Annotated in this window: 20 protein-coding genes and 1 tRNA gene; 15 read left to right on the forward strand and 6 right to left on the reverse strand. The window is 48.7% G+C overall.

Annotated elements, in window-relative coordinates; all coding sequences use genetic code 11:
* The first annotated feature begins 142 nt into the window (after positions 1-142).
* Positions 143-904: a tRNA (guanosine(46)-N7)-methyltransferase TrmB gene (trmB, locus tag ACTNDI_RS05190; RefSeq protein ID WP_441099692.1), complete on the forward strand. Its 762-nt coding sequence runs from the start codon at positions 143-145 to the stop codon at positions 902-904.
* A gap of 272 nt (positions 905-1,176) precedes the next feature.
* Here trmB and ACTNDI_RS05195 read toward each other — a convergent pair whose 3' ends face one another.
* The 3 genes from ACTNDI_RS05195 to trxA all read right to left on the reverse strand — a co-directional run bounded on the left by ACTNDI_RS05195 (position 1,177) and on the right by trxA (position 3,906).
* Positions 1,177-2,295, reverse strand: a complete 1,119-nt coding sequence (locus ACTNDI_RS05195) for a DnaJ C-terminal domain-containing protein (protein ID WP_441099693.1) — start codon at positions 2,293-2,295, stop codon at positions 1,177-1,179.
* 378 nt (positions 2,296-2,673) lie between these two features.
* On the reverse strand, positions 2,674-3,096 hold the full coding sequence (locus tag ACTNDI_RS05200; RefSeq protein WP_441099694.1) for an Hsp20/alpha crystallin family protein: 423 nt from the start codon (positions 3,094-3,096) through the stop codon (positions 2,674-2,676).
* A 429-nt stretch (positions 3,097-3,525) separates the two neighbouring features.
* Positions 3,526-3,906 (reverse strand): thioredoxin, encoded by a 381-nt coding sequence (trxA, locus tag ACTNDI_RS05205; RefSeq protein ID WP_441099695.1) that lies wholly within the window; start codon positions 3,904-3,906, stop codon positions 3,526-3,528.
* Between the two features lie 252 nt (positions 3,907-4,158).
* Between trxA and ACTNDI_RS05210 the strand changes: the two genes are divergently transcribed.
* The 9 genes from ACTNDI_RS05210 (at position 4,159) to ACTNDI_RS05250 (ending at position 11,812) form a co-directional block, all read left to right on the forward strand.
* Complete coding sequence (locus ACTNDI_RS05210; RefSeq protein WP_441099696.1) at positions 4,159-4,419, forward strand: hypothetical protein; 261 nt, start codon at positions 4,159-4,161, stop codon at positions 4,417-4,419.
* Entirely contained in the window at positions 4,394-5,911 is a 1,518-nt protein-coding gene (locus ACTNDI_RS05215) for a L,D-transpeptidase family protein (RefSeq protein ID WP_441099697.1), read from the forward strand. The genes ACTNDI_RS05210 and ACTNDI_RS05215 overlap by 26 nt, the downstream gene beginning before the upstream one ends.
* A 179-nt stretch (positions 5,912-6,090) precedes the next feature.
* Positions 6,091-6,249 carry a hypothetical protein gene (locus ACTNDI_RS05220; protein ID WP_441099698.1) on the forward strand — a complete coding sequence of 53 codons (159 nt, stop codon included), beginning with the start codon at positions 6,091-6,093 and terminating at the stop codon, positions 6,247-6,249.
* A gap of 16 nt (positions 6,250-6,265) precedes the next feature.
* A complete protein-coding gene (locus tag ACTNDI_RS05225) occupies positions 6,266-6,844 on the forward strand; it encodes an NUDIX hydrolase (protein ID WP_441099699.1) in 579 nt (192 codons plus the stop codon).
* A 158-nt stretch (positions 6,845-7,002) separates the two neighbouring features.
* Positions 7,003-7,614, forward strand: coding sequence for a DUF3786 domain-containing protein (locus ACTNDI_RS05230; protein ID WP_441099700.1), 612 nt, complete (start codon positions 7,003-7,005; stop codon positions 7,612-7,614).
* Positions 7,611-8,546, forward strand: coding sequence for a M15 family metallopeptidase (locus ACTNDI_RS05235; protein ID WP_441099701.1), 936 nt, complete (start codon positions 7,611-7,613; stop codon positions 8,544-8,546). Before ACTNDI_RS05230 ends, ACTNDI_RS05235 begins: the two co-directional genes overlap by 4 nt.
* A gap of 36 nt (positions 8,547-8,582) precedes the next feature.
* Positions 8,583-9,197, forward strand: coding sequence for a YesL family protein (locus ACTNDI_RS05240; RefSeq protein ID WP_441099702.1), 615 nt, complete (start codon positions 8,583-8,585; stop codon positions 9,195-9,197).
* A gap of 260 nt (positions 9,198-9,457) precedes the next feature.
* Positions 9,458-10,861 carry a TrkH family potassium uptake protein gene (locus ACTNDI_RS05245; protein WP_441099703.1) on the forward strand — a complete coding sequence of 468 codons (1,404 nt, stop codon included), beginning with the start codon at positions 9,458-9,460 and terminating at the stop codon, positions 10,859-10,861.
* 297 nt (positions 10,862-11,158) lie between these two features.
* A complete protein-coding gene (locus tag ACTNDI_RS05250; RefSeq protein ID WP_441099704.1) occupies positions 11,159-11,812 on the forward strand; it encodes a potassium channel family protein in 654 nt (217 codons plus the stop codon).
* A gap of 240 nt (positions 11,813-12,052) precedes the next feature.
* On the opposite strand, the gene ACTNDI_RS05255 is transcribed toward ACTNDI_RS05250, so the two are convergent.
* Positions 12,053-12,125, reverse strand: a tRNA-Lys gene (locus tag ACTNDI_RS05255).
* Positions 12,126-12,533: 408 nt separating this feature from the next.
* On the opposite strand from ACTNDI_RS05255, the gene ACTNDI_RS05260 reads away from it, so the two are divergent.
* The 5 genes from ACTNDI_RS05260 to ACTNDI_RS05280 all read left to right on the forward strand — a co-directional run bounded on the left by ACTNDI_RS05260 (position 12,534) and on the right by ACTNDI_RS05280 (position 17,164).
* Positions 12,534-12,755 carry a hypothetical protein gene (locus tag ACTNDI_RS05260; RefSeq protein WP_441099705.1) on the forward strand — a complete coding sequence of 74 codons (222 nt, stop codon included), beginning with the start codon at positions 12,534-12,536 and terminating at the stop codon, positions 12,753-12,755.
* A 350-nt stretch (positions 12,756-13,105) separates the two neighbouring features.
* A complete protein-coding gene (locus ACTNDI_RS05265; RefSeq protein WP_441099706.1) occupies positions 13,106-13,930 on the forward strand; it encodes a DNA-3-methyladenine glycosylase family protein in 825 nt (274 codons plus the stop codon).
* A gap of 1,029 nt (positions 13,931-14,959) precedes the next feature.
* On the forward strand, positions 14,960-15,808 hold the full coding sequence (gene rhaD, locus ACTNDI_RS05270; protein WP_441099707.1) for a rhamnulose-1-phosphate aldolase: 849 nt from the start codon (positions 14,960-14,962) through the stop codon (positions 15,806-15,808).
* 484 nt (positions 15,809-16,292) lie between these two features.
* Positions 16,293-16,613 carry a hypothetical protein gene (locus ACTNDI_RS05275; protein ID WP_441099708.1) on the forward strand — a complete coding sequence of 107 codons (321 nt, stop codon included), beginning with the start codon at positions 16,293-16,295 and terminating at the stop codon, positions 16,611-16,613.
* 140 nt (positions 16,614-16,753) lie between these two features.
* Positions 16,754-17,164, forward strand: a complete 411-nt coding sequence (locus ACTNDI_RS05280; RefSeq protein ID WP_441099709.1) for a hypothetical protein — start codon at positions 16,754-16,756, stop codon at positions 17,162-17,164.
* 106 nt (positions 17,165-17,270) lie between these two features.
* Here the strand turns inward: ACTNDI_RS05280 and ACTNDI_RS05285 are convergent, their stop codons facing one another.
* Complete coding sequence (locus tag ACTNDI_RS05285) at positions 17,271-18,266, reverse strand: uroporphyrinogen decarboxylase family protein (protein ID WP_441099710.1); 996 nt, start codon at positions 18,264-18,266, stop codon at positions 17,271-17,273.
* Positions 18,267-18,408: 142 nt separating this feature from the next.
* Positions 18,409-19,020, reverse strand: a complete 612-nt coding sequence (locus ACTNDI_RS05290) for a manganese efflux pump MntP (protein ID WP_441099711.1) — start codon at positions 19,018-19,020, stop codon at positions 18,409-18,411.
* Positions 19,021-19,429: the final 409 nt, after the last annotated feature.

A 19,429-nucleotide genomic window follows, 5' to 3' on the forward strand; every position in this document is an offset into this window, starting at 1 on the left:
GGATAAAGATGAAACAGATCAAGACGAAGCAGATAAAGGTGAAGCAGACAATGGTGAAGCAGATAAGGTGAAGCAGATAAGATGAAGCAGATAAAGGTGAAGCTGATGAAGCGGATACAGAGGATAATGGAGGAGAAAATAGATGAGCAGGCTGCGTAATATACCGGGTGCTGCGGATGTGATTCGCAGCAGTGAGTACTGCATACAGAATCCGGAGAATTTCCGTGGCAGGTGGGACGGTGTTTTTGAGAAGAAACAGCCGCTGTATATTGAGATCGGGATGGGAAAGGGACATTTTCTGATGGATATGGCGGAGGCGTACCCGGACCGCAATTTTATCGGAATCGAGATGTATGACAGCGTTCTGTTCCGGGCGGTTCAGAAGGCGGAGATGCGAGCGAGAATTCGGGCAGGAGCAGATCCGGAGAATGTTCATGGCCTATCCGCAGATGTGAAGGAAAGGCCGGGGTTGATGAGGAACTGCAATTTTCGTTTTCTCCGGATGGACGCAAGACAACTGACAGAGGTATTTGGAGAGGGGGAGGTCGACGGGATCTATCTGAATTTTTCGGATCCGTGGCCGAAGGACCGTCACGCGGGGAGACGTCTGACATCGTCCGGATTTCTGAAACTTTACGAGAAAATCATGAGCAGGGAAGCACGGCTGGAATTCAAAACCGATAACCGGCAGCTCTTTGATTTTTCGCTGGAAGAGATTCGTGAAAACGGCTGGAAGCTTCTGCAGTATACCTTTGATCTTCACAATGACCCGGAGATGAATCAGGGAAATATCATGACGGAATATGAGAAAAAATTCTCAGCCAGAGGAAACCGGATCTGTAAGCTCATCGCAGTGCCCCGGAAAGAGAAAAACTCTGAATGCGACAGAAAGATCCGGGTGTAACGGAAAGATCCGGGTGTAATGGAAAGGTCCGGGTGTAACGGAAAGATCCGGGTGTAACGTAAAGAAGATCCGGGTGTATCTTCGAGGAGTAAAAGCGAGATAAAACACGCTGCGCGAGTTTTATCTCGCTATCGCGACGCTCGCCGCACACGAATACTTCGCATTCAGCTGCGGCTCACTGTTCGCGTAAATTAAAGGAGACAGGACGGATGCGGATCCGGTCTGTCTCCTTTGTTCTTTGTGCATGGTCAGATTTGTTCCTGCGGGTTGGATTAGTCACCGGAAGCGGCTGTGCCGCTTCGGTTCTCCGCGGCCTGATATGCCTTCAGTGCTTTCTGTTCTTCGCGCGTGAGAACCTTTGGAACCGCAATCTCAATCGTGACATATTCATCCCCGCAGACGCCTTTCATATCTTTTACGCCTTTGCCTTTCAATCTGATCTTGCTTCCGGACTGTGTGCCCTTCGGAATTCTGCACACGACTCTTCCGTTGAGTACGGGAACCTCGGTCTCGCCGCCGAAGACTGCTGTCGTGTATGGAATCTTTGCGGTTGTATACAAATCATTTCCCTTACGCTCGAATCCGGGCATATTCTGAACATTAACCTTGATGATCAGATCACCACTGGCACCATTCGGTTTCTGATGGCCCTTACCTCTCAGACGTATGGATTTGCCATCTTCGATGCCTGCCGGTATGCGGATCTCCAGAGTGCTTACATGGCCATCCGGGGAAGAAAGCTGTACCTTCCGGCTGCATCCGTTGACCGCATCCATGAAGCCGATGGTGATTTCTGAATGAAGGTCGTAGTCGGCATTGTCCATGCCTTCATAAAATCCACCGGTTCCGTCCTGTCCAAAGCCGCTGAACCCTGATCCGGATGAATAACCTTCAGAGGCACGGCCGTGTCTAAAGGAGTCTCCGGTTTTGCCGTGGAACATATTTCCGAACATCTGGCCGAAGATGTCATCTGCGCCATCTCCGTTAAAATGGAAGGACTGATATTTCCTGCCATCCGGGCCGTAGGATTGATAACTATAGCTCGTTCCGCCGTTTCCCCCTGTGAAGTTGCGGAAGAAATCTTCAGCCCCGGCCCTGCCGCCGCCGAAATCGCTTCTGCCGCCGTACGCATCATATGCCTCTTCATATTTTTTCGGATCCATGCCATTCTCAAATGCAGCCATGCCACACTTATCATAGATCCGCTTCTTTTCGGGATCGCTGAGGACAGCATACGCTTCATTGACCTCCTGGAATTTCTTCTCGGCCATTTTATCGCCGGGATTCATATCCGGGTGATAGCGCTTTGCCAGCTGACGGAAGGCTTTCTTGATCGCGTTTTCATCCGCTCCCTTGGGAAGACCAAGCACCTCGTAAAAATCCTTCTTCATAATTATCTCACCTTCTTCCTCTCCTGGATTTCATACCCCTTCTGTTTAATGCTATGCTCATATATTATACGCCTCTGATTATTTATTCCCTCGGTTCATCGTGATGCGGCTGTGATATATTGCCTCATGCCTGCATGGATGAAAATTTTTATTCTGTATTCTCAAAAAGCTGTCACGCCGACTGAATCTCTCAGTGACATGACAGCTTATAAATTTACGCGAACAGTGAGCCGCAGCCGAATGCGAAGTATTCGTGTGCGGCGAGCGTCGCGATAGCGAGATAAAACTCGCGCAGCGTGTTTTATCTCGTTTCCTTGATTTCCGGGTGTCGCTTGACCCTGTCTGACACTGCTTTCAGCTGTCTGAACGGATCAGTGATCAGCCTATCGCAATCTTCTTCGGTTCAGGAGTCTGCGGTTCTTTTTTCGCGATATGAATATTCAGAACGCCGTTCTCGAACTTTGCAGTGATGTCGTTCTCGGAAACCTCATCGCCGACATAGAAACTGCGCTCCATATTCCCGCTGTATCTCTCGATCCGAATGATTTTGCCGTCCTTTTCCTTCTCGTCCTTTTCCTTGGAATCCTTCACGGCCTTTATATTCAAAACACCCTCATTCAGGCTCAGGGAAATATTCTCTTTGCGGAATCCGGGAAGCTCAACCGTAAAGTCATAACCCTTTTCGTCTTCCCTGATGTCTGTCTTCATCACTCCATTTTCCTCAAAAAACGGTGCCTGGAAGAAATCATCTGTCCAATCATTTACAAAATCATTTCTGAAAATACTTGGCATATACATCATAAGTCATTCCTCCTTCTGCTCATTCGTTCCGTTTCGAAAATGCCTGTTTCTCTGAATGAGTTCATGTAATTTCACATTTATTTTCTAACAGAAGAGCTGCAGTGGATTCCTTGCGGCACTTCTCAGAATCGGATGGTTTTTCTTCATCCCCTCTCAGTCACTATGCTGTTTGGATTATCATCTGCTTTCTTCTGACATTATGTATACTAGCACCGGTTATTAGCACTGTCAATAGGTGAGTGCTAATTTTTTAAAAAAACTTTTTCAGACATCAATTGAAGCTTGTTGGAGGGCGAGAAGCATGGGACAAAAACGCAGGACTGTGATGGTTGCAGTTCCAACGAGAGCGTCAGTCAGAGCGAGGAGCATGGGACAAAAAACGCCGGACTGTGATGATCACAGTCCGGCAAAAGTTCCAGATCCGACTTATTATTTATTCCTGTCGATGATTGCCTCAAAGCTCTCAGAGTCTCTTGCGCCGACCACCTGATCGACCTTCTGGCCGTCCTTGATGAATACGAAGTTCGGGATGCTCTGTACGCCGAATTTTGCAGCGACATCCGGATTATTGTCTACGTTGATCTTTACAAACTTGACATCATCATAATCCTCGGAGAGGCTGTCCATAACGGGAGCCATCATTTTGCAGGGACCGCACCAGTCCGCGTACATATCTACAACGACAAGACCCTTTGCCTGCATTACCTCCGCGTCGAAATCGTTCTGATTGATCATTTTCACCATGGTGTTATTCCTCCTGTGGTTTATCTGTATTCGCTGATAAGTTTTTGTATTGCCTGTATTGAACAATTACAATGTATCACAAAATTAAATTGCGCGCAAGCGTTTTTTTAAAAATCGTATCGGGTATTTTGCGCGTGCATACTTTCCATATAAACACACAGCGAAACTGCGAATGGAAAAGGTTTCATTTGTGTATTTAAGATATGATGTTGATGTTGCGATCGTTGAATTATTGAAAAAGAAAGTTCATGACACGGGATTGACATAGTGTGTACTACACTGTATAGTACACACTATATAATAACAATTAAAGGTACATTGAGAAATACATTATGTATAAAAAGTGTCTACAGGATAGACGGGAAGGCTGAAGAGATTTATAATATTGAAAATACGTGTTTCAGGACGGAATACAGAAAGACCCTGAAGCTGGTGAGACCTGCAGAAGATAGAATATTCTTTATTTATTTTATAAGGAATAGTTTTATAAAGAATAGTTTTATTAAAGAAGAGCTTTATAAAGAAGAGTTCGGAACGGATAAGAGGAATTCGTATGGGGACAAACAAAAGGAAATCTGAAGGACGGTATCGCAGACTGGTTCTCCCGCTTGTGTGTCTGATCGCAGCGATAGGAATTTTGTGTGGTCTGTTCGTTATCGGAGGAAAGGTAGCGGGGAGCTCGAATCACAATCATAAATCTATTGGAAGCGTAGCAGCTCTTTCTGTTGAAGCTTCGGACACACAATCGGCAGGTCCGGAGGAGACAGAGCTGAAGAAAACACCTGGTGAGGACTACAGTCTTACCGTGAAATTCCGGAACGGACAGGAAGTAATCCGGGGTATTTTCACAGACAGGGTGAGTTCGGATGCGGACAGCACGGATGAGTCGGAGCAGCGCACCGTTACAACTCCAAACGGTGATTTTCTCTACAAGGTGTCGGACCTCCAGAACATGGTGAACAACTTTCCGGAGATGCAGGATGCCAATATGACGCAGCCGGTAAACGCGAGAATCGAGAAAACGGACAGCGGTTTTGCGATCGCGCCCCAGTCGGACGGCACGGTACTGGATAAGGGAGCAGTTTTGCGCGCGGTGGAGAGCGCGGTGTCCGGCTGTCAGAATGAACTGGATCTAACGACAACAGACGGGATATATCAGAACGCGGAGATTTCTGCGGACAATGAAGCTCTGAATCAGCAGCTTGCTGCCCTGAATCAGGCGGTCAGCGCAAGCATCACGTATACCCTTCCGACATCTACACGCACACTTGACGGATCAACGACGGTGAACTGGCTGACGCAGAATGCGGATGGCTCCTGGACGAAGGACGACGCGGCGTGGAACCAGCATATCGCGGATTATGTGGCTCAGCTGGCGGCGGATACCGACACGGTCAACGCTGATCGGACCTTCCATGCAACGGGAATCGGGGACGTCACCATCAAGGGTACCGGGTACTACGGCTACGAGGTGAACCAGTCAGCAGAAATATCTCAGCTGACCGACGAACTGAACAGCGGGGCGGTTACGACCAGGGAGCCGGTATACAGTGTTACGGCGTATGCATCTCCGGATGACAACAACGGATTCGGACAGAATTACGTCGAGGCGGATCTGAGCCGGCAGCATATCTGGGTATACGTCAATGGTCAGGTGGCTTACGAGACTGACTGTGTATCCGGAACAATGAATGAATCCTATCACACACCGGAGGGAGCGTTTATGCTTCTGAATAAGGAAAAGGATGCCACGCTGCTCGGAGATCAGATTGCCGGCAAGGAAAACTACTATACCTATACGCAGCCGGTAAGTTACTGGATGCCGTTTACATATTCCGGATGCGGCATGCATGACGCAACCTGGAGAGGGGCGTTCGGAGGAGATATCTATATCGCAAACGGCTCTCATGGATGTCTGAATCTTCCGCTTGACGCAGCTGCTCAGATCTATAATCTGGTATCGGTGAGAGAGCCGGTGATCATTTATTATTCAGCGGGGTACACGCTGGCACCCGCTCCGGCACCGGTGCAGACCGAGGGCGTTTATTACGACAAAAATGCTGCGGGCTAAGGCCTGTCAAAGTCACAAAAAGTCAAAGAAATCCAATATGGAAGCCCTTGCCTGGAGAAGATTCAGGCAAGGGCCTGTTTTATACTGTCATTCGGCTTGCGGGCGGTTCACGTTTACGGTATGATATGCGAAAAGATGTGTTATACTAATGTTCCGGGTGATTTTCAGGAAACAGGGAGATGGAATCAGGGATCTGTGAGAGAAAACCGCCGGAATATGAACCCGTAGCCGGAGACAGAAATCTGCCGGATTACAAAGGCGTAGCCGCAGACAGAAATCTTTCGGATTACGAACCCGCAGCGGGAGATAAAGCGGCGCCGGAACCGGAGTCCGCATGATAAGGACGCACAGAGTATGGAGCGGAAGAATATGGAATATATCGACATCTATAATTCAGACAGAGAGAAAACCGGAAGACAGGTTCCCCGTAAAGCGTACAGATTGCAGCCCGGTGAATATATGCTGGTTGTGATTGCGTTGGTCGAGCGGCCGGATCACAGATTTCTGATCACGCAGAGGAAGAAGAACAAGAAATGGGCAGCCGGCGACTGGGAGGTTTCCGGGGGAGGCGTCCGTGCCGGGGAAACGTCGTTTCAGGCGGTGTGCCGTGAGGTGAGAGAGGAGACCGGTCTGGACGTCTCCCAGGCAGATGGCGGATGCGTATATTCCTATCAGAACACGGATCCGGAGGGCGGTGATAATTATTTCACCGATATTTACCATTTCCACATGGACTTCTCTGAAGAGGATGTCGTGCCGCAGGAGGAAGAGACAGAAGGATTCCGGGTCGTTCCGTTTGATGAAATCCGCAGAATCGGCGAGTCCGGACACTTCCTTCATTACAGCAGAATCCTTCAGGCACTGGACGCGGAGAAACGGCATGCGGACGATGACAGTGAGGCTGAGAAAACGTATGCGGATAACCCCCGGTGAAGTGACAAACCTGTGCGCGCGGTAAAGGCAGAGAGGAACCGCATTCGGAGGAAGAAAGGAGCGGGTAAAAACCGGTGAAGTGACAAACCTGTGCGCGCGGGAAGACAGAGAGGGATCGCATTCGGAGGGAGAATGGATAGGAATAGAAAGGAATAGAAATGTGCGGTAATTATGACGCGATGTCTGAGGAGTCCCGAAAGGAATTCCTCACGCTGGATCAGGAAAAGCTGATTCACAAATATGAGCTGGAAAGCGATGAGAACTATTTCTTTATAAAGGTGTTGGGACAGGATTATCAGATCAGCCGGCAGCTTGGGACGATTACGTGCCGGGGGAGCATGAAGCCGGCGGAGCATGATATCGTCATGGCGATTTACGATGTTTTCTGCTGCTCGGACGTGAATGAAGAATTTCCGGAGATGGCCGGAAACTGGGAGACGCTGGCGCAGATGGGAGGAATTGTCGGTGCCGGACATGCAAGAAAGCTTCATCAGCCCGATGTGATTCGTCCCTTTGAGGGAAAAACAGGCGAGATCCGAAAGGCGTGTGAGTCGCTCGGAGGGCTGCCCTGCAAGGGCGGTGATGTGAGTTACCTGCTTCCGGTTTTTCCGTTTCTGAAGGTCTGGTTCCAGTACTGGGATTCCGATGAGGAGTTCCCGGCAAGCATTCGTTTTCTCTGGGACAAAAATTCTATTAAAATTCTCCATTACGAAATCATTTTTTACACGACAAAGTATATTGAAGATAAGATAAAGGAACTGATCAGGTGAGGCATAACAGACTGGATACAATACTAAAGATGGTGCTTGTGGTTGGAATTGCACTGATTATCATACTCGGAGGGTACATTCTTATTCAGATTCATGGAGAACGGACTGCTGAGGTGAATGGTAACGGAGGCAGCAGCGCAAAGGAGGAATCCGGACCGCAGGTGATCTCCGGATCGACGTCGCAATCGGTATCGGATACGATGGAAAACAGCGCGGCAGAAGATGCGGAAACGACACCGACAGAGGCAGCGAAGCCGGACCCTGCCAAGTACAATACGACAGACAACTGGGCTCTCATTCTGGTGAACAGCAGTCATCCTTATCCGAATGGATATACAGCGCAGGTTACGATGGTTGATAACGGGCAGGAAACCGATTCAAGATGTGCCGAACAGCTTCAGCAGATGCTGACCGACTGCAGGGCGGCGGGGTACGATCCTCTCGTGGTTTCCGGGTATCGGACACATAGCCAGCAGATTCTGGATTTCGAGAGCATGACAAACGTGTATGTCAGCGGCGGATACTCCGAGGAAGATGCACGAGCCATGGCGGCGGAGAGCGTTGCAGTTCCGGGAACAAGTGAGCACGAAACAGCGTTGGCGGCGGATATCGGATGTGAGCACAACACTGCGATCGACAGCTCTCAGGATCAGGAAGAGGTTCAGAAGTGGCTTCATGAAAATTGCTGGAAATATGGCTATGTACTCCGGTATCCGGAGGGAAAACAGGACATCACGAAGATTGTCTATGAATCCTGGCATTACAGATATGTCGGGATGACCGCGGCAAAGGTTATGTATGATGAAAATCTCTGCCTGGAGGAGTATCTTAAGAAATACGTAGAGCCTTATACAAGTCTGGAAGAATTGGATCGTCAGGCGATGAAGACGCTGGGACTTACCTATACAGGCAGCGCGTCGGCGGATTCATAAGTACGAGCGGTATGACACTTATTAGAGGATGAAGGTATGGACAAATTTTTTAATATGGACGGACCGGTCATGAGAGGATTGACCAGAGTGTTTGATCTGGTACTTTTGAATCTTCTGACGGTGCTGTGCAGCATTCCGCTGATCACCATCGGGGCTTCTCTTGCGGCGATGCACAGTGTTCTTCTGAAGATGGTCCGGAACGAGGAATCCTACATTATTAAATCCTTTTTCAGAGCGTTTAAGGAGAATTTCAAACAGGCGACCGGGATGTGGGCACTCGATCTGTTTTTTGGAGGGCTGATTGCGCTGGAATGGACGATGCTGAAATCATTCGGGTATGATCAGATGATTTTTCGTGTAATCATTGCCGGGCTGACGCTGCTTCTTCTGGCGCATATGTCCTACAGTTTTGTCCTGATCGCCCGGTTTGAAAATACGTTTGGACAGATATTCCGCAATGCGGCGGCACTGGCTGTCGGATATCTGCCGAGGACGCTGGGTATGGTGGCAATTCATGCGGCCTGGCTCTACGTGATCTGGAGAGTTGGTTTCCGGATCGGATTTCTGGTTATCCTCATCGGCTTCACACTTCCGGGTTTCGCGTGCGCGTACTTGTACACACCGGTTCTGAAAAAATTGGAAAACGGCTAACAGATTATTTGTTTCGGCTATTTTTTCCTCTTCATCGCGTTGTAGGATAGCTTGTCAGACATCGGAGTGGAAGGACGTTCTGTTTCAGAGACAGTAGCGGAAAGGAGCGCCCTGCTTCAGAGACAGTATCGGAAGGACGTTCTGTTTCAGAGACAGTAGCGAAAAGGGGCGCGTTGCTTCAGAGACAGTAGCGAAAAGGGGCGCGCTGCTTCAGACATAAAAGTGGAATGACCGCTCTGCTGAGGAGGAGACTGAGAAAAATGGGTGAGGGTATACGTCACTATGATATGGAAGACAGTGAGTCGCTGTCTGCAAAGCTGGGAAGATTCTGGAACATGCTTACACCGACGCAGATCATACCGGTCGGCTTTGTCCTTGTGATTCTGGTTGGTGCGTTTCTGCTTTGGCTGCCGATATCGTCGAAGACCGGTGCCAGGATACCGTTTTCGGACTGCTTTTTTACGGCAACATCGGCAACCTGTGTGACGGGCCTTATCCGGTTTGATACATTTAGCACCTGGACGTTTTTCGGACAGCTTGTCCTGGTGATCCTGATGGAGATCGGAGGCGTCGGATTCATGACCTTTGCCATTGTGATGATGATGGCGGCCCGTCAGAAGATCGGACTTCATTCCAGAAGGCTGCAGCAGGACTCGATTGCGGCGCCTGCCGTCGGCGGAATCGTGCGCATCACCCAGTTTGTGGTAAAGGGAACAGCGATTGTGGAAGGAACCGGAGCTGCGCTTCTTTCCATTTATTTTGTGCCGAGGCAGGGATTCTGGGACGGCATATGGAGCAGTATCTTTCATTCGGTTTCGGCGTTTTGCAATGCCGGTTTCGATCTTATGGGAAGGTACACGCCGAATTCCTCACTGGCCATGTGTGAGAGCAACTGGTACGTTGTGATCATTATTATGGCCTTAATCAGTCTCGGCGGCTTCGGATTCCTGGTGTGGAGGGATCTGATTGATCACAGATTTCATTTCAGAAATCTTGCGCTGCAGAGCAAAATCGTTCTTACGACATCCGCAATTCTGACCTTCGGGGGAGCCATCGGAATTTTTCTTCTGGAGATTGGCAATCCGGATTTTGAGTCCATGTCTGTGAGTGGAAAAATCGCAGGCAGTCTGTTTCAGTCTGTGACCTGCAGAACGGCAGGTTTTTCCACGATGAATCTCGGCGCGATGTCGACAGCGGCTCAGTTTCTGATGATCATGCTGATGCTGTCCGGTGGTTCACCGGGCTCTACTGCCGGCGGTATGAAGACCACAACGGTGGCAGTGCTTTTCCTGAGTGTCAGGACGACCGGAAAGCGGAGGAAGAAAGTGGAGGCTTTCCATCGCTCCGTAGATCCCGAGACAATCAGTACAGCGGCGACGGTAGCGATTTTGTATATTTTCAGTGCGATAGCTGTCGCTATGATCATCTCCTCAGTGGAAAGGGGCGTAGATTTTCAGACGGCGTTTTTCGAATCGGCATCCGCGGTGGCAACAGTGGGATCCACCCTTGGCATTACGCCCAGGCTCGGCATGCTGTCAAAGCTGCTGCTGTGTGTGCTGATGATCTTCGGCCGCAGCGGAACGGTGACGGTGCTGACCGCGATGACAAGAAGAGACCGGAGAGTGGCATCAAGATATCCGGCGGAAGAAATATCCATCGGCTGATCCGTTTTTCGGGGTTGAGACAGTCCGCTTGCGGGGCTAATGTAGATTGCTGCCCGTCTGGCCGGGGGAATGCGGTTTTGTGGCCCCGCTTGCGGAGAGTAATGCATTATGAGCCCCGCTTGCGATGAACTATGCATTTTGAGCTAGGCTCGTGGTGAAGTAACACAGCTTGTGGCAAGGTTATCGTATAGGGCTGTAAATGGCCTTTACAATAAGGAGATCGGCCTGTAATTGTTGTAATATATTGCGTGACGCAGGAAGGCGGGGAGGATCCCGCAGACAGAAGGAGCAGAGGCAATGAAGAATGTGCTGATTATAGGACTCGGACGCTTTGGCAGACATATGGCAATACGGCTGCAGGATCTGGGAAATAACGTGATGGCTGTTGAGGAAGATGAAGAGACGGCAAATGATGTGGTAGACAGAATCCCCAACATCCAGATTGCGGATGCCACCAATCCGCAGGTGATCAAGTCGCTCGGGATCAATGATTTCGATCTGTGTGTGGTCACGATCGAGGAAGATTTTCAGGCGGCACTTGTTGTTACCTACCTTCTTCATGAGGCAGGTGCAAAATATATCATAGCGAGAGCGGCGAGGGATATGTACCGCAAACTTCTTCTGCATAACGGTGCAGATTACGTCGTGTATACGGAAAGAGATGAAGCGGAGAAGCTGGCAGTCCGGTTCGGCGCGAGAAATGTTTTTGATTACAATGAGCTTAGCAAAAATCTTGGCATCTATGAGATTGCCGTTCCTTCAGCCTGGGTCGGAGAGAGCATTCTGGACCTGAAGGTAAGATCGGAGTATGGCGTCGAAATTCTTGCCTTTCAGCTGGGAGGCGACGTCGAGCAGATTCTCGACCCGGATTTTGTGTTTGAGAAGGATATGCATCTCTACGTGATCGGAGCTCCGGATGCCATCCGCAGGATTACAAGAAACAAGGCGTGAATTCCGGGGATAGCCGTGGATAATCGTCACTGACAAGAGCCGGCGGTGCCGCAATCATGCGGTGCCGCCGGCTCTGCGTGCATATCGGTTCTTACTCTGATGCGCTGCTTTTTTGCTTTGATGGGCATCCTTTTTGCCTTTTACTCATAGGTTTTCGTTCGATTGCTTAACGTTTAATGGACAAAAATAAGAAGCGCCGTCCCCGGTATCCTTTCGATACCAAAAACAGAGCTTCATAAGTGCGCCATCAGGGACTCGAACCCTGGACAAATAGATTAAGAGTCTACTGCTCTACCAACTGAGCTAATGGCGCTTGATTTGTATTGAATTTGTGTTGCTGTTCCGTAACAACGAAGATGATTATACGTTACCTCTGAGAAAAAATCAACCCCTTTTTTAAATTTTTTTGAAAAAATTTTAGCACCAAAATTTTAGCACAGTCAGAAGCTTTGAACGTGCTTTTTTTCAGGTCTGCAGAAGATCCGGAATTTTCGGGTGCGTTTGGCAGAGAGGCTGCGCATTGTAAGCTGCGCACGCCCGCATTATGCAGGGAGTTCCCTGGTAAGTTTGGCAGGAAAGGGCAGTCCTGATAAATTCCTGGACGAATGGATGCCATTCATGAACCGGGGTGTCGGATGTCAAGCATGAACCGGGGATGTCGGATTGTGAATCTCAGAGTTATGTGTTATAAAAGGAGATGTACGATAAAAGGAAGAGAGGAATGGCCATGAAATCGATTTTAATCAAGGATACGACACGTGAGGAAAGAATTCGGATTGTGAATCAGGCACTTTCAGTCTGCGGGCAGACCTGTGAGTTCTGCAACGGCTGTGACAACCTGGGAGGCGGGGATGTAGATGCGTTTTATCGGCCGTATATCGAAGGAGAAAAGGAAATCAGTGAATTGAATGCCGCCTACCAGGGCGGGAGAGTTAAGGGGTGAATGCGATGCCGCCGGAAATTCATAATTCCACGAGAGAGGAAAGAGAGGCCTTCATTCGGGAAAAATTCAAATGCATCAGTGACTGTGACAGCTGCGGAATCTGTCTTGTGTATCATGGGAAGGATCCAGTGCTTGTGTATAAAGACTATATCGACGGAAATGCGGAATATCTGGATATCGCTCGGAAATACCGATAGTCGCTGTTTTATCGTTTGTGTGTGGAATTTGTTGGAAAATGGGTACAGAGATCCCCGGTATGGGCGGAAGAATGCTATTTGTGGAACCGGTACAGAAGTTCCTGGAATGAACGACAGATATTTATTTGAGGGAATCGGAGCGTATACAGGCAGATGGTGACAGAAATCTCGGATGACTTTGACCTGAAGAAGATAGCGGACAGCGGGCAGTGCTTTCGATGGACAGAGACAGAAGACGGTTATGAGATCATAGCCGGCAGTCACTGGGTGCGGATTCGGGAACAAGATCGTGGGAAAGAAGTGAATAGACATCGTCTTGAGCTAACCTGTTCCAGGGAAGAGTTTGAGACATTCTGGAGGCAGTATTTTGATCTGGGGCTGGATTATTCGTCGGTTCGTCGAAGGATAGATCCGGAGAAGGACCCCTATCTGTATCGGGCTTCTGCCTGCGGGAAAGGAATCCGCATCCTCAACCAGGACCCGTGGGAGACGTTGATTACGTTTATTGTTTCTCAGAGAAAGAACATCCCGGCCATTCGTCTTTCCGTGGATAAGCTGTGCAGAATAGCCGGAACACGGCTGGCGGAGGAACGATATTCCTTCCCGGGACCGGAACAGCTGTGTTCGCTTTCTGGGGAACAGCTAGCAGAGTGCGGTCTTGGATATCGGGCAAAGTATGTGCACAGAGCTGCAGAAGATGCCGCGGATGGCAGGATAGATTTCGGCAGGCTGAAAGGGCTTCCGGACGAAGAGCTGAAGGAAGAGCTGATGGCACTCTATGGCGTTGGAATTAAGGTGGCGAATTGCGTGATGCTGTTTGGCTTTCACCGACTGGATTCCTTTCCGGAGGACGTCTGGATTCTGAGACTTCTGGAGGAAGAGTATCCGGGAGGATTTGCTTTCGATGCATATAAGCCGTACAACGGGATCATGCAGCAGTATCTGTTCTGGTATCGCCGGACAGTGCAGAAAAAATAAATGCTCATACCTGTTGCCTTCGAAATCGCATACAGTCTCTTACACACGCTTCGCGGCAGGCGGCCTGTCTGCGTTTTCGAAGAGCTGTTATGTTGCTAACTGTATAAGTCCCCGCGTCACTTCGCTGCTTCGCAGCTTTCGTGCCGCTAACAGGTATGGGCATTCCCGCGTTGCTTCGCACCGCTCCATGCTCATACCTGTTGTCGTCGCTAATGTTCTTGCCCACCGGTGAGCAAGCTCCCCGTGGGCCAAGAACATTGCGACTGGACTTATACAGTAAGCCTCATATGATAAGTCGTGCTACAAACTGTATAAGCTACGGATTGCTCCGTGCTTCGCACTCCCGCAATCCTACAGGTATTCGGATTTCGCGCGTTCGCGCTTCATCCTCATACCTGTTGCCTTCGAAATTACATACAGTCTCTTACACACGCTTCGCGTGCGACGATCCTGTCTGCGTTTTCGAAGAGCTTATACAGTATGTTCATATTTTGTTTTCAATTTATTAACGGGCGGAACAAGGTCTCATCACATTTGAGCTTTATACTGTTAAGCATAGAAACAAATAAATATACAAGGCACTTGTTATCATTGTTTCTTTTTCATATGAGGTATGTGAGCCTGGAAAGGGCGCATACCGATTCTCCTTCCTATAAAAAGGAGCCGCATGCTGGAGCGGCTCCTTTTTGTGTGTCCGGAAAGCTGGATGCCGGATTTTGAGGAGGGGTACTTTCGTTACCGGGTGGGACCAGAGCAACTCATTTTTTTGTAAGGAACATTGCAATAAATGACTAGTCGCAGATTGAAATGTGGCGGTAAAAATGGAAAATTAACCAAAACAAATCGTATCTATCCCGAAAAATAAGGCAAACCAACAAAAACAACACAAAACAACGCAATTGTATTGACAAAAACAAAGAATATAACTATCATATAGACATAAAAACAATAAAAACAACATTCAAATACCACATAAAACGACTAAAATGCAGCGGCAGAAAGTGCCGCATGATGGGGAGGCGGGATTTTATGAAAATTCTTGATACAAAATTTGTCCGTGGATTTGTGAAGATGGCAGATGACGGTTTCAAGCAGGGATGGCATGAGAGAAACGGTGGAAATCTTTCCTATCGTCTGAAACCGTCTGAGGTAGAGGAGATTCGGCCGCGTCTGAATGATCACGCAGACTGGGCACCAATCGGAACCAGCGTTCCCGGACTTGCCGGGGAATTTTTCCTGATCACAGGAAGCGGAAAATATTTCCGGAATATTGCCGTAGACCCGGAGGCCTGCCTTGCGATCATTGAGCTGGATGACAAGGGAGAGAATTACCGGATCCGCTGGGGCCTTGTAGAAGGCGGACGGCCGACCAGCGAGCTTCCTGCACATATGATGAACCATGAAGTGAAGAAGAGAGTGACAAACGGAAGACATCGTGTGATCTACCATGCGCATACCACAAACATCATCGCGCTCACCTTTGTACTTCCACTGAAGGATGAAATCTTCACACGGGAGCTCTGGGAGTCCGCGACAGAATGTCCGGTTGTTTTTCCGGACGGCGTAGGTGTCGTGCCGTGGATGGTTCCGGGAGGAAGAGAGATCGCCGTCGCGACCAGCCGTCTGATGGAGAAGTATGATGTCGCGATCTGGGCACACCACGGGATGTTCTGCTCGGGAGAGGACTTCGACCTGACATTCGGCCTGATGCACACCGTTGAGAAGTCTGCAGAGATCCTTCTCAAGGTTCTGGCTGTGACCCCGGTGAAACGCCAGACGATCACCCCGGAGGATTTCCGTGAGGTGGCAAAGGGATTCCACATCAGTCTTCCAGAGAGATTTCTGTATGAGAAGAAAAATCCGGGCGGAATCGAGTGAGCAGCACGAAAAGGTGAATGCCTGTCAGCAACCCGGAAGACGTGGATACCCTGGAACTTAATATTTGACGAAGATGCCTTCTGCCGGTAAAATGGTGGAAGGCTTTATTTACGCGAACAGTGAGCCGCAGCCGAATGCGAAGTATTCGTGTGCGGCGAGCGTCGCGATAGCGAGATAAAACTCGCGCAGCGTGTTTTATCTCGTTTGTGCGGTACAGAGTCCGTATTTCGGTTGCCATATGGCGTCGTTGACAAAGATTGAACATTGATTGCCATATAGGCGCTGTGGACAAAGATTGAACAGTGGTTGTCATATAGGCGCTGAGGCCAGAGATTGAACATTGATTGCTATATAGGTGTTGTGGACAGGGTCAGTACAAGGTTTTTGCAGGAATAGCAAATGATAAGTCGAATAGTCCGTGCAGCGGCTGTTACGGAAGTGCTGCGTTGCAGGATGGAGAGAAGAAAAGTCGGAGCGGGACGGTATGAGTAATCTGAAAAAGGGAAAAATATTTATGGGAGTCGCGGCGGTGCTTGTCCTGGCAGATGCTTTTATGATGATACTGGATACGGTCATCGCCTATTCAGTGACCGCGTCATATATTGCGATGCTGACGCTTTTGATCAGTCCATTTGTGGGATTGGCATGCTCGATTATGTCGTGGATATTTCTGGGCAGGGCAAAGCTGGAGGGAAAGGATCACATTGTAATCTGGCGCTGGATCGCGTTTGCACTGATACTGCTGGATGGATTTCTGGTGGTGACGGTTCTGCTGCTTCTCCTTCCGGGGATATCGATCACCTGACACCACCTTCCTTCAGGAACAAGAGAGCGTCAAGGCAGCATTTTGTAATGCAAATGAGAATGTGTACCTGAGAACAGGCTTTAATGTTATCTGGATGACTTTGCATTGCTGACAGGTTAAAGAGAAGAGAGGGATAATCAATGAGTCATATATCGGATGCCATGAAGGCATTTCATGAGAATACGATGTGGATCGTAAATAACGGAATGATGGCGGACCTTGCCATCGAGGATACCAACAACAAGGTGATTAACTGGTTTGTAATGCACAGGCAGGAGTGGAAGCACGGAGAAATCGTGGATTTTATTAGTATGGATGAGGGAACGGGCATCTACACGGTCTACGCGCTCTGCACAGATGATACTGTTCTGGCGATCCCGGAGGAGGAATTGGACAATCCGGAGGAATTTGAGATCAACGGACATCATACCTCTATGGTTCGGACCCGACCGCAGGAGATCACCGGTGAGGATGCCGATCAGCTTGCTGATCGGGTGTTAGATGAGCGTGAGAGAATAATGAAGGCACGGGTTTCCGGAATTCGAAAATGAGATGGTGAGGTTTGTCACAGTCAGAAGACTGTGACACATCGAGGGCCGGCAGTTACCAGGACTGCCGGCCTAAATTTTTGATGTCTGTTTTTCTCAGATGCAGAGGTTATCCGAAAATCTCCCTGCTCATTTTATCAATTTCCTTGTCTACCATTCCATAAACTTGCGGGAAAACAGAAAAATTCAGGCCATGCGTTGTGCACGGAATGAAATAATGCTTTCCGCAGTCTCTGCAAAGCTGATCTGTCTCCTTTGCAATCTCTTCCTGTGTCACGTCAGGCTTGTCAACCTTGCCGTTATCAATTCCGCCCATGAAGGATATTTTTTCACCATATTCTTTTACCAGCTGCGGCAGATTGTTGACAGACATGCAGCCCTGCCATACATCAATTCCCATGTCAATCATGGAGGGAACAAATGGCGCGCAATAACAGTCGTTATGATGGATAACGAGGACGCCTCTCTCCTTGAAATATCCGTAAATTCTCTGATAGGGTTTCAGGAAAAATTCCCGGAACATATCGGTACTGATAAATGTGGATCTCTGTGTTCCCCAGTCATCATGATGAAAGATGACATCCGGCTTCATATAATCACAGATCTGCTCCGCGTATTTCAGTTCCCATTCTGTAATATAGTCAATCAGATCATGAACCGCCTCCGGCTCCTCATAGAAATTCATCATGGCCGGTTCTACATCGCAGAGATAATGATGCATTTCAAAAAGGCCTGGAGCCATAAATGCGGTAACCATTGTCTCGTTGCGGTCTACAGCTTCCGCAGCCTTGACCGTTGGTTCCCAGTCCTCGGCGGTATAATTGAGCTCCGGAGCTTTCACGTAACGCCTCCACTCTGTGATATCCGGACATACAAGATGCTCCGGATCATGCATCGGGAATGCGCCGGGCTGTCCTTCCGGCCAGGCATTGTAATAACCCCAGCCACATTTCACCGCAGGGTCCCCCGGCTTCGCAGGCATAATCGGGAACTGATTCACGTAAGGTGTGTTCATGACAAAGGACAACGCCTCATACTGTTTCACAAAACGATCCGGTGTTCCGCCATGAATGGTTTCCAAAAAATTTTCTCTTTTCGTCAGCATAGTTTTTCCTCCGCAATAAAAACTATCATCAGGTTACTCACCCTGTTATTATACCATAATTGGCGGAAAATATATATGTTTTGACGAATAATTCACGGATTCTATATAAATTATTAGTTAAAATGCATGATAATGGATGCGTTCAGATCCCTGTCACGAAGATCTCAATTCCGATTGCGATCAGAATGATACCGCCCAGTATCGTTGCCTTTTCCGAGAGCCTCTCACCGAATTTTTTCCCGAACAGAAGTCCGATCATGCAGATCACGAATGTTACAACAGCAATGATCAGCGAGCTCGAGAAAGCAGCTGCTGTTCCGTACCGTGCTGTCGTAAATCCTACGGAAAGTGCATCGATGGAGGTTGCAATTCCCTGTATGAGCAGGGTTTTCCTGGTTAGGACTGTTTTTGTTCCGCACCCGCAGTTTTCGGGATTTTCTTCGCACTTATTTTTTATCCTCCGGATTCCCTCGAACAGCATCTGACCTCCGATATACAGAAGAAGAACCAGCGCAATCCAGGGAATGAATTTCTGAAATACCTTGAAATATGACGCAATCGTGTGTACGCAGAACCATCCGATCATCGGCATGGCGAACTGAAAGAATGCATAGCATGCAGCTATCCAGTAGGTTTTTTTCCTGGACATCCCGGGTTCGTTCAGCCCATTTGCAATCGATACCGAAAAGGCGTCCATTGCCAGACCCACCCCGAGTAAGATACTGTTTAAGACAAAGCTCATCATACTTCCCATCCTGACTTCCACTCCTCATTTCTATCCGTCCGGCCGTTTTTGTTTCTCTTCATCCCATCAGAAAAACGCCCGGATACAGTTCGCGCTGTACCCGGGCGTATATACCTGCAGTCTGACCCATGTACAGCAACATCGCTTACATGAGTCTCGCCGATTAAAGCAAGCCAGGCCGAAACGGCCAGTATGTTGACTTGCTGCATGGGATAAGATAAGTATCCGCGGTCCATCAATTTCCGCAGTCACAGCCCATGCCAACTACTCCCTCACGGTTTTGTGTTTTGTAGATACTATCATTTTGTCACACGATTAGTCAATTCTAATATATATGGCCGGACTTTCTTTCACTGCTTGCAGAAAATATTTGTATGGAATATGATGGATTAATATCGATGATGTCATCGATGCATTA

This window comes from Bilifractor sp. HCP3S3_D3 (assembly GCF_052063915.1).
Classification (GTDB): Bacteria; Bacillota; Clostridia; order Lachnospirales; family Lachnospiraceae; genus Bilifractor.